The sequence below is a fragment of the Streptomyces sp. NPDC127114 genome, from assembly GCF_042677525.1.
Lineage (GTDB): Bacteria > Actinomycetota > Actinomycetes > Streptomycetales > Streptomycetaceae > Streptomyces.
In genome coordinates, this window is the sequence record NZ_JBHXTJ010000007.1 from 114,701 (window position 1) to 127,686 (window position 12,986).

Genomic DNA, 12,986 nt, shown 5'->3' on the forward strand with positions numbered 1-12,986 from the left:
AAAATCGGGGGTGGCCGGGGCGCGGCTACCGCGAGGTGTCGAAGACCTCGTCGCGCGTGGTGGCGAGGGCCGATTCGAGGGCGCCGCGCAGCACCGGGTGCCGGTCGACCTCGGCGAGGACGAGCCGTGGCCGGGCGGCGGCGAGATCGGCGAGCTGGGTCTGGACGCGGGCGCGCAGCGGCTCGCCGCCCGGGCTGACGGCCGCACCCGACAGGACGATCAGCTCGGGGTCGAGCACGGCGACCAGGGCGGCGAGTCCCGTCGCGAGCCGCTCGGCGTAGACGTCGAGGAGCCGGCCGTAGCGCTCGTCCTCGCCGTGGAGTTCGGCGGCGCGGGCGAGCAGCCCGGCGGCGGTCTCCACGTACGGCTGCTCGCGGGTCTCGATGCCGACGGCCTTGGCGATGCGGGGTACGGACTGGACGCCGGCGAGTTCCTGGAAGCCCCCGGAGTTGGCCTTGGCGACCTGCCGGACGAGCGGGGTGCCGGGCACCGGCAGGAAGCCGACCTCGCCGGCGCCGCCGGTGAAGCCGCGGTGCAGCCGGCCGCCGAGGACGAGGGCGGCGCCGATGCCCTCCTCGTTCCACAGCAGCACGAAGTCCTCGTGGTCGCGGGCGGCGCCGAGCCGCTGCTCGGCGATGGCGACGAGGTTGACGTCGTTCTCGTACTCGAACGGCATGGGCAGGGCGACGGCCAGCTCCTCCAGGAGGGTGGGGGAGTGCCAGCCGGGCAGGTGGGAGGCGTAACGGAGCCGCCCGGTGGCCGGGTCGAAGGCGCCGGGGGTGCCGATGACGAGACGGTGTACGTCTCCGAGGGCGAGCCCGGCGTCCTTGGCGGCCCCGTCGAGGGCGTCGACGACCTGCCGCACCACGTCGTCGGCGCCGCGCCCGGGCGTCGGCACCTGGAACTCGCCGACGACCTCGCCGGTGACGTCGGCGACGGCCGCGTGCACCCGCTCGGGACTGACGTCGAGCCCGGCCGCGTACGCCGCCCGCGGATTCACCCCGTACAGCTGAGCGTTGGGCCCCGGCCTCCCCTCGGTGGTCCCGGTGACCACCACGAGCCCTGCGGCCTCGAGCCGCGCGAGCAGCTGCGAGGCGGTCGGCTTGGACAGCCCGGTCAGCTTCCCGATCCGGGTCCGCGACAAGGGCCCGTGCGCGAGCAGCAGATCGAGCGCGGCCCGGTCGTTCATGGCGCGCAGCACGCGCGGGGTGCCGGGAGTACCCGGGGTCGTACCGGCCAAGACGCTCCACCTGCCTGTGGGGTGCACTGTTAGGAAAGTTTCCTATTGGGTTGGGAGGAAGGTAAGGCGGAGATCAGTGGGCCGTCAATACCCTGAACACGGCGGCTACTTCGCGTGCCCGCCCCAGGCGGACTCGAGACCCGACAGCCGACGTACGACAGAAGGGGCCCCGCCGTCAGGCGAGGCCCCTCTTGGTGTGTGTGGTCGGCCGGCTCAGAGATTGCGCTTGGCCGCTCGGCGGAACTCCAGGCGCGCCCGGGCTTCCGGGCTGCGGTTGTGCCAGAAGGCGAACGAGGCCAGCGCGAGGGTGGGCACGGTGAAGAGGACGGGGAAGGTCCAGCTTCCGGTGGTCAGCTTGTGGTGCAGGGCCAGGGCGAAGGTGCCGAGGACCGGGGCTGCGTAGAGCCGCACGGCGAGCCAGAATCTCGGGGACATGGGGGCAGATGCTAGGGCGCCCCCATGACATGAGGAACCGGCAGCCGTCACTTGGTCAGGTCCGGCTTCGGGAGCGGGGTCGCCGCCGCGGACTGGGGAGAGGCCGGGGAGGCGAAGGCCGACGGGGCCGACATGGAGGCCGTCGGGTCGGTGGGCGCGGACTCGTCCGCCTGCGGCGGGATGCCGCCCACGACGCGGATGCCCGCCTCGTCCAGGGCGCGCTTGATGCGCCAGCGCAGCTCGCGCTCCACGCCCAGCTTCTTGCCCGGCATCGTCTTCGCCGAGACGCGGATCGTCATCGAGTCGAGCAGCACCTCGGTCAGGCCGAGGACCTCGACCGGGCCCCAGAGGCGCTCGTTCCAGGGCTCTTCCTTGGACATCGTCTCGGCCGCCTCGGTGATCACCTCGCGCACCCGGTCCAGGTCCTCCGTCGGGCGGACCGTCACGTCGACCGCCGCCGTCGCCCAGCCCTGGCTGAGGTTGCCGATGCGCTTGATCTCGCCGTTGCGGACGTACCAGATCTCGCCGTCCACGCCGCGCAGCTTCGTCACCCGCAGGCCCACCTCGATGACCTCGCCGGACGCGACGCCCGCGTCGACCGAGTCACCGACGCCGTACTGGTCCTCCAGGATCATGAAGACGCCCGAGAGGAAGTCCGTGACGAGGTTGCGGGCGCCGAAACCGATCGCCACACCGGCCACACCCGCCGAGGCGAGCAGCGGCGCCAGGTCGATCTTGAAGGCGCCCAGGATCATCAGCCCGGCCGTGCCCAGGATGAGGAAGGACGCCACCGAGCGCAGTACCGAGCCGATCGCCTCCGAGCGCTGGCGGCGCCGCTCGGCGTTGACGAGCAGGCCTCCGAGGGCGGTGCCCTCCACCGCCTGCGCCGAGCGGTTCATCCGCTCTATCAGCTTCGTCAGCGCCTTGCGGACCAGCATCCGCAGGGTCAGCGCCACGACCAGGATCAGCAGGATCTTCAGACCGGTGTTCAGCCAGGTGGACCAGTTCTGCTCCACCCAGCCCGCGGCGTTCGTCGCCTTCTCCGCCGCCTCGTCCAGCGTCACCGGGACGGTTTGGGGATCGTCGGTCGGCGGGGCGGACCAGAGCACGGGGAGACCTCCAGGCAGGCGTTCGCAATCCATCCACACTAACGGGGCCCAGGGCGTGGCCCCGCCGTCGTGCGCACACGTGTGCACAGGGAAAGACGGCCCACGGCCGGGGAAGACTCCCGTACGCCCGCCGATGTGGTCGAGAACACCCCAGGGCCGTTACCTCCATGTGGTGGCGCACCGACCAGGCATGAGGAGAGACTGGTGGCAGTTTCGTCCCGGCGCGAGCCACGCGCCGCCGGCGTCATAGGAGGCATCCGTGCCGCACGTCCTGGTCCTCAACGCGTCGTACGAGCCGCTCGGCGTCGTACCGCTCCGCCGCGCGCTCGTCCTCGTCCTGGAGAACAAGGCACTCTGCCTCGAGGAGTCCGGCGCCTTCCTGCACAGCGAGAGCCGTGTCATCGCCGCGCCCAGCGTGGTGCGGCTCAAACGGTTCGTGCGGGTCCCCTACCGGGGGCCCGTTCCCTTGACCCGTAGAGCCCTCTTCGCCCGCGACGGCGGGCGCTGCGCGTACTGCGGTGGCGTCGCAACCAGCGTCGACCACGTCATTCCGCGCAGTCGCGGGGGGACGCACGCCTGGGAGAACGTCGTGGCGGCCTGCCGCCGCTGCAACCACGTGAAGGCCGACCGGCACCTGCGGGAGCTGGGCTGGCGGCTGCGCCACCAACCCGCGCCGCCGACCGGCCTCGCCTGGCGGATCATCGGCACCGGCCATCGCGACCCACGCTGGCTGCCGTACCTCCAGCCGTACGGCGCGGACGACGTCATGGCCCGGATCGACGCCGTCGGCAGCACCCCTCAGGAGGTGCTGACGACGGGTTGAGCCGGGCCTTTCGCGTACCCGGCCGCGCAGGGCGCCGTCCACGTCCTGCGCGCCGGGCGCCGGGCGGCTCCGACGGGGAGCCGTGCGCCGGACCCGGCCCGTCGCGCTTGCGCCGGACGGTCTGATGGGGAGTCCTGCGCCGGACCGGTCTTGCGGGCAGGGCGCCGGTCGGCTCCGACGGGGAGCCGTGCGCCGGACAGGCTTCGGACGGCCCCTGCGCGCGCCGGCGGGCTCAACGGGGAGCCGTGCGCCGGACCGGCCCGTCGCGCGTGCGCCGGACGGTCTGATGGGGAGTCCTGCGCCGGACCGGCCCTGCGCGCGTGCGCCGGACGGTTCTACGGTGCGCCGGGTGCCGTCCCGCCCGGCTCGCCGGCCGTCGGGTTCTGTGGCGTGCCCTCGGGGCCGGCGTCCGCCGTGCCCGTCGCCGGGTCCGCCACGGCGTACGTCTCCACGGACCACAGCGAGTAGCCGTAGCGCGTCGCCCGCGCGTCGCCCTGCACCCGCAGGAAGCGGGTGTCCGCCGCGTCCATCCGGACCGACTCGCGCCCGCCCCGGCCGTCGCGCACCGTGGCGGCCGTGCGCCAGGTGCGGCCGTCGGCGGAGACCTGGATGCGGTAGCGGGAGGCGTAGGCGTCCTGCCAGTGCAGGACCACCTGCCCTATCCGGGCCGGCTCCGCCAGCTCCAGCTGCCACCAGGCCCCGTCCTCGGCCGGCGAGGACCAGCGGGTGGCCGGGTCGCCGTCCAGCGCGAGCGCGGCGGGGAAGTCGGGCGTCTCGTCGCCCGAGGAGGAGGCCGTGGCCGTACGGGCCAGGTCCGGGCCCGCCGTACGGGGGAAGGCCCGCACCGTCAGGACCCGCTCCTCGCCCGCGAACGACACCGGCACCGCGTACGAGCCGGCCGGCACGTCCGCCGCCACCGACACCTCCAGCGCCACCGTGGTCCGGGTGCCCCGCGGCACCACGGCCTCCTTCGGCAGCCGCACCGTGATTCCGCGGGGTGCCCGCGCGGCCAGCGCCCCGCGCACCGGGGCCGCCCGCCGCCCCTCCAGGGTGACGGCCACCCGCCGGGCGGGGCCGCCGATCTCCGCGTCGGTCTCGGAGCGGGCCAGTTCGAGCCCGGCGCGCGGCTCGTCGGCGAACCACGGCACCAGGGACCGTACCCGGGGCGGCTCGCCGCCTCCGGTCCACACGATCCGCAGCGCCTCCGCCCGCAGGCCCTTCACGTCCGCCTGCGTCCAGCCCGAGGCGGCCAGCGGGCCGATCCGCCGCCAGCCCTCGCCGGGCACGTACGCCTCGAGGAAGCCGGTGGGTCCGGCACCGGCGGCGCTCTCGGCGGGCTCGGTCATCACGGTCAGGGTCTCCACCGGCCGCGAGCGGTCGAGCCGGACGGTGTACGCGTTCTCCGACGCGCCCGGCTCCCTCTCCGGCTCGGCCGTTCCGCCCCGGCCGCCCTGCTGCGCCCGGTCGGCGCCCGTCCAGACCGCCGACTCCGACACCGCCCGGGCGAGGAAGGCGTCGAGGACGCCCTTGCCGACCGTCACTCCGCCCGGCCGCAGCTCCGCGCGCCGCCGCTCCAGGTCGAGCTGGGCCCGCCAGGCCGCCGCGCCGTCGCCGCGGGCCTGGGCCAGCAGCATGTCGACGGCCGTCTCGCCCGCCGCGCCGTACCGCGCGAGCCGGTCGAGCCACGGCCCGGCCTCCTCGCCCAGCGTGCCGTCCGCGGTGCCCTTCAGACGCGCGGGCGCCTCGCGCATCACCGTGAAGGCGGCCCGCAGCTCGCGCGCCGCCTTCTCCCGCGCGACCGGGTCGGCCTTGCCGCGGCTCGCCCAGAAGGCGGCGGCGAGCGGCTTCAGATAGGCGGACTCCCCGTCGGGGTCGAGGATCGACGAGGCGTCGTTCCCGGCGAGCGCCCGCAAGGCCTCGCGCGCGGCCGGGTCGGGGCCCGCGAGCTCGTCGACGGCGGCCCGCCAGGACTCCTGCGGCCGGTAGCCCTTCGGGTTCCAGGCGAAGTCGGCCGCGGTGAACAGCGGCACCCGGGAGGCGGCGGCCTGCTCCATCGCGTTGGCCAGGAAGCCGGCGGACCCGGCGGCCACGGCCGGTTCGCGGCCGGTCGACGGGCCGAGGAAAAGCCGGTCCTGGGCGTAGTCGTTGACCGGGTAGTTGTCCATGGTGAGCAGCGGGTGCCGCAGCGCGTCGCGGGCACCGGCCAGTTCCCGCCCGGTGATGGTGCGCGGCACCGCGCCGACGCCGGTCCACGCGACCTCCACGCGCGCGTCGAGGGCGCCGGCGAGCGCGGTGCGGTAGTCCGTGGCGCCGTCCTGGTAGTACTCGGTCGGCATCAGCGACAGCGGGGCCGCGCCCGGGTACCGCTCCACCAGGTGCGCGGCGACGGCGTTCGCCACGCGCGCGTGGGCGCGGGCGGCGGCCCCGGGACCGCTCCCGAAGGCGTCGCCGTCGTCCGAGCAGTGCCACTCGCTGTAGCTCACGTCCTGGAACTGCAGCTGGAAGGCGCGCACCCCGAGCGCCCACATGGAGTCGATCTTCCTGGTGAGCGCCTTGAGGTCCGCGTCCGACGACAGGCACATCGCCTGGCCGGGCGCCACGGCCCAGGCGAGCGTGACGTGGTTGGCGGCGGCCCGGGCGGCCAGCTCGCGGAACGCGGCCCGCTCGGCGGCCGGGTAGGGCTCGCGCCACAGCGCCCGGCGGTAGGGGTCGTCGCCCGGCGCGTACAGATAGCGGTTCTGCTTGGTGCGGCCCATGAAGTCGATCTGGGCGAGACGTTCGGCAGGCGACCAGGGGCGGCCGTAGAAGCCCTCGGTCAGTCCCCGCACGGCGCCGGCCGGCCAGTCGCGGACGACGACGCCGGGGACCTGCCCGGTGGTGCCGACCAGCTGACGGAGCGTCTGGACGGCGTGGAAGAGCCCGTCGTCGCCCGCGCCGTCGAGGACGACGGTGTCCCGGCCCTGGAGCCGGCCGGTCGCGAGCCGGTAGCCGCCGTCGGGCAGGTCGCCGCGCTCGGGCACCTTGAGGGCGCGCAGTGCCGCCTCCGTCTCCAGGCTGTCGCCGACCCGGAGGACCGGGCCGCGGCCGGGCAGCGCCTCGTGCACGGTGCGCACCCCGGCCGCCTGGAGCAGCGCGCGCAGGGCGGTCACGGCGTACGGGTCGGCCTCGGGCGCGGTGAGCACGGTCACCTCGGTGCCGAGCGGTACGGCCTCGCCCGCGGCGGTCAGGGACTGGGGGCGCGGCCAGACCGGCGGGACGGCGGCGGGCTGCCGGTCGGGCGTGGCGACGGGGGAGACGGGGGCCGCGTGGGCGACACCGGGCACGGCGCCGCCGAGGAGTCCGCCGATGACGGCCGCGGCCACGGCCGTCGCCGTCCGCTTCCTGCGTCCGACGTGCACGCGGGACTCCTCTCCGCCCTTCGGCCACGGCGACCCGGTGGTCACGACGGCCTGCCGGTCACGACGGTCCGGCGGCCACGAGGACCCGCCGGCCACCGGACCCGTTGGTCACGATTGGATGACGAGCCCACCACCCGGGCCGACGGGGTGTCAATGCGCGTGGTCGAACTGTCTGCTTTGCCCGGTGGTGTTTCGGCGAGGTGGCGCGCTTTCGCCGAATTCCGCCGGTAAAACGGGGATCCGTGGGTAGGGCTCCTCGTGCTGTCCCACCTGTCGAGACATACCGGGAGACCCCGTGACCGCGACCGACCCCACCTGCAAACGGATACGCATTCCGCGGCAGGGCCCGCCGCTCACGAGCGAGCCGCCCCTCGCCGACGCCGCGCCGCTCACCAGCGAACCGCCCCTCATCGAGGCGGCTCCCCTGACCAGTGAACCCACCGCCCGCGCCACCGCGGGCGGTTCGGAGTCCCCCGGAGTGTGACGTGACCCTGGCCCGTCTCGCCGCCCTGCACGGTGTCGCCACCGAGTACGCCCCGTCCGAGGGCGTCACGGTCACCGTGCCCGAGGCCACCGTGGTGGCCGTGCTGCGCGCCCTGGACGTCGACGCGTCCACCCCGGAGGCGCTGGCCGCGGCGCTCGAAGCGGCGGAGGCGGCGGACCGGGAGCGGCTGCTCCCGCCGACGGTGGTGGTCTGGCAGGAGCAGGAGCAGGAGCAGGAGCAGGAGCAGGAGCGGAAGCAGACGCAGGAGCAGACGCAGACGCACGAGCAGAAGCAGGCGTCCAGGGGTGCGGGAGCCGCGCCGCGGCCGCCGCGCGGGCTCCCCGCCGGTACCCGGCTCACGGTCACCACCGAGACCGGACGGACCGTCACCGGCCCCGACTGGAGCGGTCTGCCGCTCGGCGTGCACCGGCTCGTCGCCCTCGCGCCCGACGGGCGCCGCTCCACCAGCACCCTGATCGTGGCCCCCGCGCGCGTGCCGGGCCCCGACGGACGGGCCTTCGGCCTGCTCGTCCAGCTGTACTCGCTGCTGTCCGAGCGGTCCTGGGGCATGGGCGACCTCGGGGACCTGCGGGACCTCGCCGACTGGGCGGGCCGCACGCACGGTGCGGGCTTCGTGCAGGTCAACCCCCTGCACGCGGCCGTGCCCGGGGCGCCCACCGACCCCTCCCCGTACCGCCCGTCCTCCCGCCGCTTCCCCGACCCGGTGCATCTGCGGATCGAGGACGTGCCGGAGTACGGATATGTCGACCCGGGCCGCCGCGAGGAGCTGGACCTGGCCCTCGCCGACGCCGCCGAGCTGCGCGAACAGGTCCTCGGCAAGGGCGCGCTGATCGACCGGGACGCGGTGTGGGAGGTCAAGCGGCGCGCCCTGGAGCTGGTGCACACCGTGGAGCTCGGGCCGGGCCGCCGGGCCGACTACCGCGACTTCCTGGCCGAGCGGGGCCGGGCCCTGGAGGACCACGCGACCTACCAGGCGCTCGCCGAGCGGCACGGCCACCACTGGCGCCGCTGGCCCGCGGAGCTGCGCGACCCGCGCTCGGCCGCGGCGGCGGTCCGGGCCGACGCCGGGCTCGCCGCCCGGGTCGACTTCCACTGCCGGCTCGCCTGGCTGACGGACCGGCAGCTCGCCGACGCCGCCCTCACCGCCCGCCGGGCCGGGATGGCGGTGGGGATCGTGCACGACCTGGCCGTGGGCGTGCACCCGGACGGCTCCGACGCCTGGGCGCAGCAGCACGTCTTCGCGGCGGGCATGTCGGTGGGCGCGCCGCCCGACGCGTTCAACTCCCGCGGCCAGGACTGGGGCCTGCCGCCCTGGCGCCCCGACGCGCTCGCCGCCGAGGGCTACGCCCCGTACCGCGGTCTGCTGCGCGAACTGCTGCGGCACGCGGGCGCGCTGCGGATCGACCATGTGATGGGCCTGTTCCGGCTGTGGTGGGTGCCCGACGGCGGCGAGCCGACCGAGGGCACGTACGTCCGCTACGACTCGGAGGCGATGCTCGCCGTGCTCGTCCTGGAGGCCCACCGGGCCGGCGCGGCGGTGGTCGGCGAGGACCTGGGGACCGTCGAGCCGGGCGTCCGGGAGGCGCTGGCCCGGCGCGGGGTGCTCGGCACCTCCGTGCTGTGGTTCGAGCGGGACTGGGCCGGCGGCGGCCGTCCGCTGGCGCCGGAGGAGTGGCGGGCCGACTGCGTGGCCACCGCCACCACCCACGACCTGCCGTCGACCGCGGCCCGGCTGTCCGGCGACCACGTGACGCTGCGCCACCGGCTGGGGCTACTCGCCGGCGACCTGGAGCGGGAGCGGGGCCGGGACGCGGCGGAGACCGCCGAGTGGCTGGGCCTGCTCCAGCGGCTCGGTCTGCTGCCGGAGGGGCCGGGCGACGAGACGGCCGAGATCCGGGCCTTCCACCGCTTCCTGGCGGCGACGCCGGCCCGGATGGTCGGGGTGTGGCTGCCGGACGCGGTGGGGGACCGCAGACCGCAGAACCTGCCGGGCACCTGGGACCAGTACCCCAACTGGCGGCTGCCCGTGGCGGGCGCCGACGGGCAGCCGGTGTCCCTGGAGCGGCTGGCCGCCTCGGCCCGCGCGCACGATCTGCTGCGGGTGGTCGCGGAGCGCGTCGGCGCCCGTACGGCACCCCCGGGCGCGCGGCCCGTTTAGGCGTTCGCTACTTTTGCACCGTGGACAAGAAGAACGCCCTGCGCGCCGGCGCCGTCGCGGCCGGTACGACGCTGATGATGCTGCTCATGTCGTCCCCCGCGCTCGCGCTGACCCGCGACGACGGTGACGACCCGGCCCCCAAGCTGGAGGTCGTCGAGACCCTCGGTCTGTTCGTGGGTCTCCCGCTCGTGCTGTTCCTGGGCATCGCCGGCCTGGTGATGGTGCTCGACAGGTCCAAGGACCGCGTCAAGAAGGCGTAGGTCTCCTCTCCGCTCTCCCGAGGGCGCCGCACGGTGTGCAGTCACCGCGCGGCGCCCTCGTGCGTCTCCGGCCGGCCCGGCGTCACGCCGTCGTGGCGAGGAGCTTGCGCAGCAGCCCGGCCAGCTGCTCCGCCTCTTCCTGGGTGAGTCCCGCCTCCAGGGCCGTGCGCTGCTGGGCCAGTCCGGCGCCGACGGCCTGGTCGACGAGTTCCCGGCCCTCGTCGGTGAGGGTGACCCGCAGGCCGCGCCGGTCGTTCGGGTCGGGGCTGCGGGTGAGCAGCCCGGCCCGCTCCAGCTTGTCGAGCCGGCCCGTCATCCCGCCGGTCGTGATCATCAGCGTGGCGGTCAGCTCGCGCGGTGAGAGGGTGTACGGCTCGCCCGAGCGCCGCAGCGTGGCGAGGACGTCGAACTCGCCGAGCGACATCCCTCCGTACGGCGCGTAGGCCTTGTCGACCTTGCTGCGCATGGCGGCCGCGAGCCGGTAGATGCGGCCGAACACGACCATCGGCAGGGTGTCCAGGTCGGGCCGGACCCGGGCCCACTGGTCGGCGATGGCGTCGACGGCGTCGTGGTTGTCCATGCCGCCCAGTTTCCCTCTCCGGTGAGTAACTTGCAAGGAAGCCACTTGCGGATAAGTAGCTTAGTGCTAAGTTAATTACTGTCAAGCCAGTCCGGGTCTCGTGCCCGGTCCGTCCAGTGCAGGGGGAACCGTCATGTCCCGCAAGGCCGCCACCGTCGCCCTGACCGCCCTCGCCCCGATCTCCTGGGGCTCGACCTACTACGTCACCACGGAGTTCCTGCCTCCCGACCGGCCGCTCTTCACCGGCCTGATGCGGGCCCTGCCCGCCGGGCTGCTGCTCCTGGCCCTCACCCGCAAGCTGCCGCAGGGCGCCTGGTGGTGGAAGTCGGCGGTCCTCGGCGGCCTCAACATCGGAGCCTTCTTCCCGCTCCTCTTCCTCGCCGCCTACCGCCTGCCGGGCGGCGTCGCCGCCGTCGTCGCGTCGGTCGGCCCGCTCTTCGTCGTCGGCCTCGCGGCCCTCCTGCTCGGCGACAGGCCCACCGTGAAGTCCCTGCTGACCGCCATCGCCGCCGCCTTCGGCGTCAGCCTCGTCGTCCTCAAGGCGAACGCGGCGCTCGACACCCTCGGAGTGACCGCCGGGCTGCTCTCCGCCCTGTCGATGTCCGCCGGCACCGTCCTCACCAAGCGCTGGGGCCGTCCCGAGGGCGTCGGCGCCCTCGCGCTCACGGGCTGGCAGCTCACCGCGGGCGGCCTGATCATCCTGCCCGTCGCCCTGCTGCTCGAAGGCGCGCCGCCCGCGCTCACCGGGACCAACCTGGCCGGCTACGCCTACCTCGCCTTCGGCAACACCGCGATCTCGTACTTCCTCTGGTTCCGCGGCATCGAGCGGCTCAGCGCCTCCTCCGTCACCCTGCTCGGTCCGCTCTCGCCGATCACCGCCGCCGTCATCGGCTGGGCCGCGCTCGGCCAGGCGCTCGGCCCCGTCCAGCTCGTCGGCATGGCGATCGCCTTCGGTGCCACGCTGGTCGGCCAGCTGAACCCCCCGGCGAAGAAGCAGGTCGCCGCCCCGGTCGAATTGTTCAGTGCAACTGAAAAGAACGGTCAGGAAGTTTCGATGGACCTGGAGGGTTCGGCGGTGCGACGGTAGGCGGCATGAGCCTGATCACCGCCCGTCATCCCACTCCCGGTCCCACTCCCGAACCCATCGCCACCGAGAGGCCGGCGCCCGCGAGGAAGCTCGCGCGGGGCGCCGGCCTCGGCGTGCTGCTCGCGCTGCTCGCCACCGTCGTCTGGTCCGGCAGCTTCGTCGCCACCCGCGACATGGCCGACTCGGTCCCGCCCGTCCAGGCCGTCTTCTGGCGCTGGATCATCGCCCTCGCCGCCGTCGCGCCGTTCGCCGCCCGCCCGTTCTGGCGGCAGCGGAAGCTGATCCGCCGTCACCTCGGTTTCGTCGCCCTCGCCTCGCTGTTCGGCGTCGCCCTCTACAACACCCTGGTCCACCAGGCCGGACTGACCACGTCCGCCGGCAACATGGGCATGATCATGGCCGCCTCGCCGGTGATCATGGCGGTGTACGCACGGCTCGGCGGCGAACGGCTCGGTACCCGCCGCGTCCTGGGCCTCGTCGTCGCCGTCACCGGCGTGCTGCTGCTCGTCGGCAAGGGATCCCCCTCCGTCGACTTCTCCGCCGGCGACCTCTGGATGTTCGCGGCGGCGCTGTCCTTCGCCACGTACAGCGCGATGCTCAAGCGCAAGCCCACGGAGATCGACGGACTCGCCTTCCTCTTCACCACGTTCGCCCTCGGCGCCCTGATGCTCGCCCCCGCCTACGCCGTCTCCCTCACCGTCCAGGGCGGCTTCCCTGTCACCCCCGGCACCGCCGGCCCGCTCCTCTACGTCGGCGTCATGTCCTCCGCCGTCGCCTTCTTCGCCTGGAACAAGGCGATCACCCTCATCGGCGCGGCCCGCGCCGGCGTCGTCTACTACCTCCAGCCCGTGTGCGTCGCCCTGCTCTCGTACGCCCTGCTCGGCGAGGAGCTGGGGCTCCTCGGCGGGGCCTGCATGGTGCTGATCCTGGGCGGAGTCGCGCTGGCTAGCGCGTCGCGTATCCGCGCATGAGCGGGGCGCGCATCAGCAGCAGGGCGAAGACGAGGTGGGCCAGGACCAGGAAGAGGAGCAGTGAACCCGCGAAGGTCAGGAACAGGAACCACAGCGGCGCCATGAGGAGCCCCGCCAGGCGTCCGCGGAAGGCCAGTCCGGTCCGCTCGCTGAACAGGGCGAAGAGCCAGACGATCAGGAGCGACGGCACCGGGATGATCCACACGAGGTCGACGCCGAGGCGAAGGCTCTCCAGGACCACTTCCGCGCGGGAGGGGAACGCCGAGGGCTCGTGCCAGCTGTCCGTGACCCGCGGTTCGGTCAGGCCGACCGCCAGGAACGCGGCCAGGTAGGTCAGCAGGTAGCGCCCGGCGACGTCGGCCAGGCGCAGGCCGACGGCGCCCAGGCCCCGCCAGGGGCTGTGGGTGGTCATGCGGCCAT

The 12,986-nt window shown here is 74.5% G+C and carries 12 protein-coding genes; 6 read left to right on the top strand and 6 right to left on the bottom strand.

Annotated elements, in window-relative coordinates; translation table 11 throughout:
* Positions 1-25 precede the first annotated feature (25 nt).
* From ACFVGS_RS09905 to ACFVGS_RS09915, 3 genes are all read right to left on the bottom strand, one after another.
* Complete coding sequence (locus ACFVGS_RS09905; protein ID WP_385692096.1) at positions 26-1,240, bottom strand: ROK family transcriptional regulator; 1,215 nt, start codon at positions 1,238-1,240, stop codon at positions 26-28.
* 213 nt (positions 1,241-1,453) lie between these two features.
* Positions 1,454-1,675, bottom strand: coding sequence for a hypothetical protein (locus tag ACFVGS_RS09910; RefSeq protein ID WP_384421451.1), 222 nt, complete (start codon positions 1,673-1,675; stop codon positions 1,454-1,456).
* 47 nt (positions 1,676-1,722) lie between these two features.
* On the bottom strand, positions 1,723-2,817 hold the full coding sequence (locus ACFVGS_RS09915) for a mechanosensitive ion channel family protein (RefSeq protein ID WP_384421453.1): 1,095 nt from the start codon (positions 2,815-2,817) through the stop codon (positions 1,723-1,725).
* Positions 2,818-3,043: 226 nt separating this feature from the next.
* Between ACFVGS_RS09915 and ACFVGS_RS09920 the strand changes: the two genes are divergently transcribed.
* On the top strand, positions 3,044-3,607 hold the full coding sequence (locus ACFVGS_RS09920) for an HNH endonuclease (RefSeq protein WP_384421454.1): 564 nt from the start codon (positions 3,044-3,046) through the stop codon (positions 3,605-3,607).
* A gap of 335 nt (positions 3,608-3,942) precedes the next feature.
* On the opposite strand, the gene ACFVGS_RS09925 is transcribed toward ACFVGS_RS09920, so the two are convergent.
* On the bottom strand, positions 3,943-7,005 hold the full coding sequence (locus tag ACFVGS_RS09925) for a beta-N-acetylglucosaminidase domain-containing protein (protein WP_385692099.1): 3,063 nt from the start codon (positions 7,003-7,005) through the stop codon (positions 3,943-3,945).
* A 280-nt stretch (positions 7,006-7,285) separates the two neighbouring features.
* On the opposite strand from ACFVGS_RS09925, the gene ACFVGS_RS09930 reads away from it, so the two are divergent.
* Genes ACFVGS_RS09930 through ACFVGS_RS09940 form a run of 3 tightly spaced genes read left to right on the top strand, consistent with a single transcriptional unit; the run spans position 7,286 to position 9,928 of the window.
* Positions 7,286-7,489: a hypothetical protein gene (locus ACFVGS_RS09930; RefSeq protein WP_385692192.1), complete on the top strand. Its 204-nt coding sequence runs from the start codon at positions 7,286-7,288 to the stop codon at positions 7,487-7,489.
* A gap of 1 nt (position 7,490) precedes the next feature.
* Positions 7,491-9,668 (top strand): 4-alpha-glucanotransferase, encoded by a 2,178-nt coding sequence (gene malQ / locus ACFVGS_RS09935; protein WP_385692100.1) that lies wholly within the window; start codon positions 7,491-7,493, stop codon positions 9,666-9,668.
* A gap of 20 nt (positions 9,669-9,688) precedes the next feature.
* Complete coding sequence (locus ACFVGS_RS09940; RefSeq protein WP_384421460.1) at positions 9,689-9,928, top strand: hypothetical protein; 240 nt, start codon at positions 9,689-9,691, stop codon at positions 9,926-9,928.
* 82 nt (positions 9,929-10,010) lie between these two features.
* Here ACFVGS_RS09940 and ACFVGS_RS09945 read toward each other — a convergent pair whose 3' ends face one another.
* Entirely contained in the window at positions 10,011-10,508 is a 498-nt protein-coding gene (locus ACFVGS_RS09945) for a MarR family winged helix-turn-helix transcriptional regulator (protein ID WP_385692102.1), read from the bottom strand.
* A gap of 133 nt (positions 10,509-10,641) precedes the next feature.
* Between ACFVGS_RS09945 and ACFVGS_RS09950 the strand changes: the two genes are divergently transcribed.
* Positions 10,642-11,595, top strand: coding sequence for an EamA family transporter (locus ACFVGS_RS09950; RefSeq protein ID WP_384421463.1), 954 nt, complete (start codon positions 10,642-10,644; stop codon positions 11,593-11,595).
* Positions 11,596-11,600: 5 nt separating this feature from the next.
* Positions 11,601-12,566 (top strand): DMT family transporter, encoded by a 966-nt coding sequence (locus ACFVGS_RS09955; protein WP_384421465.1) that lies wholly within the window; start codon positions 11,601-11,603, stop codon positions 12,564-12,566.
* On the opposite strand, the gene ACFVGS_RS09960 is transcribed toward ACFVGS_RS09955, so the two are convergent.
* Positions 12,541-12,978 (bottom strand): hypothetical protein, encoded by a 438-nt coding sequence (locus ACFVGS_RS09960; RefSeq protein ID WP_384421467.1) that lies wholly within the window; start codon positions 12,976-12,978, stop codon positions 12,541-12,543. The genes ACFVGS_RS09955 and ACFVGS_RS09960 overlap by 26 nt on opposite strands.
* Positions 12,979-12,986: the final 8 nt, after the last annotated feature.

Coding starts and splice junctions, on each gene's coding strand:
- ACFVGS_RS09910 (WP_384421451.1), bottom strand. CDS start 1,675: ATGTCCCCGAGATTCTGGCTCGCCGTGCGGCTCTACGCAGCCCCGGTC.
- ACFVGS_RS09915 (WP_384421453.1), bottom strand. CDS start 2,817: ATGGATTGCGAACGCCTGCCTGGAGGTCTCCCCGTGCTCTGGTCCGCC.
- ACFVGS_RS09945 (WP_385692102.1), bottom strand. CDS start 10,508: ATGGACAACCACGACGCCGTCGACGCCATCGCCGACCAGTGGGCCCGG.
- ACFVGS_RS09950 (WP_384421463.1), top strand. CDS start 10,642: ATGTCCCGCAAGGCCGCCACCGTCGCCCTGACCGCCCTCGCCCCGATC.
- ACFVGS_RS09955 (WP_384421465.1), top strand. CDS start 11,601: ATGAGCCTGATCACCGCCCGTCATCCCACTCCCGGTCCCACTCCCGAA.
- ACFVGS_RS09960 (WP_384421467.1), bottom strand. CDS start 12,978: ATGACCACCCACAGCCCCTGGCGGGGCCTGGGCGCCGTCGGCCTGCGC.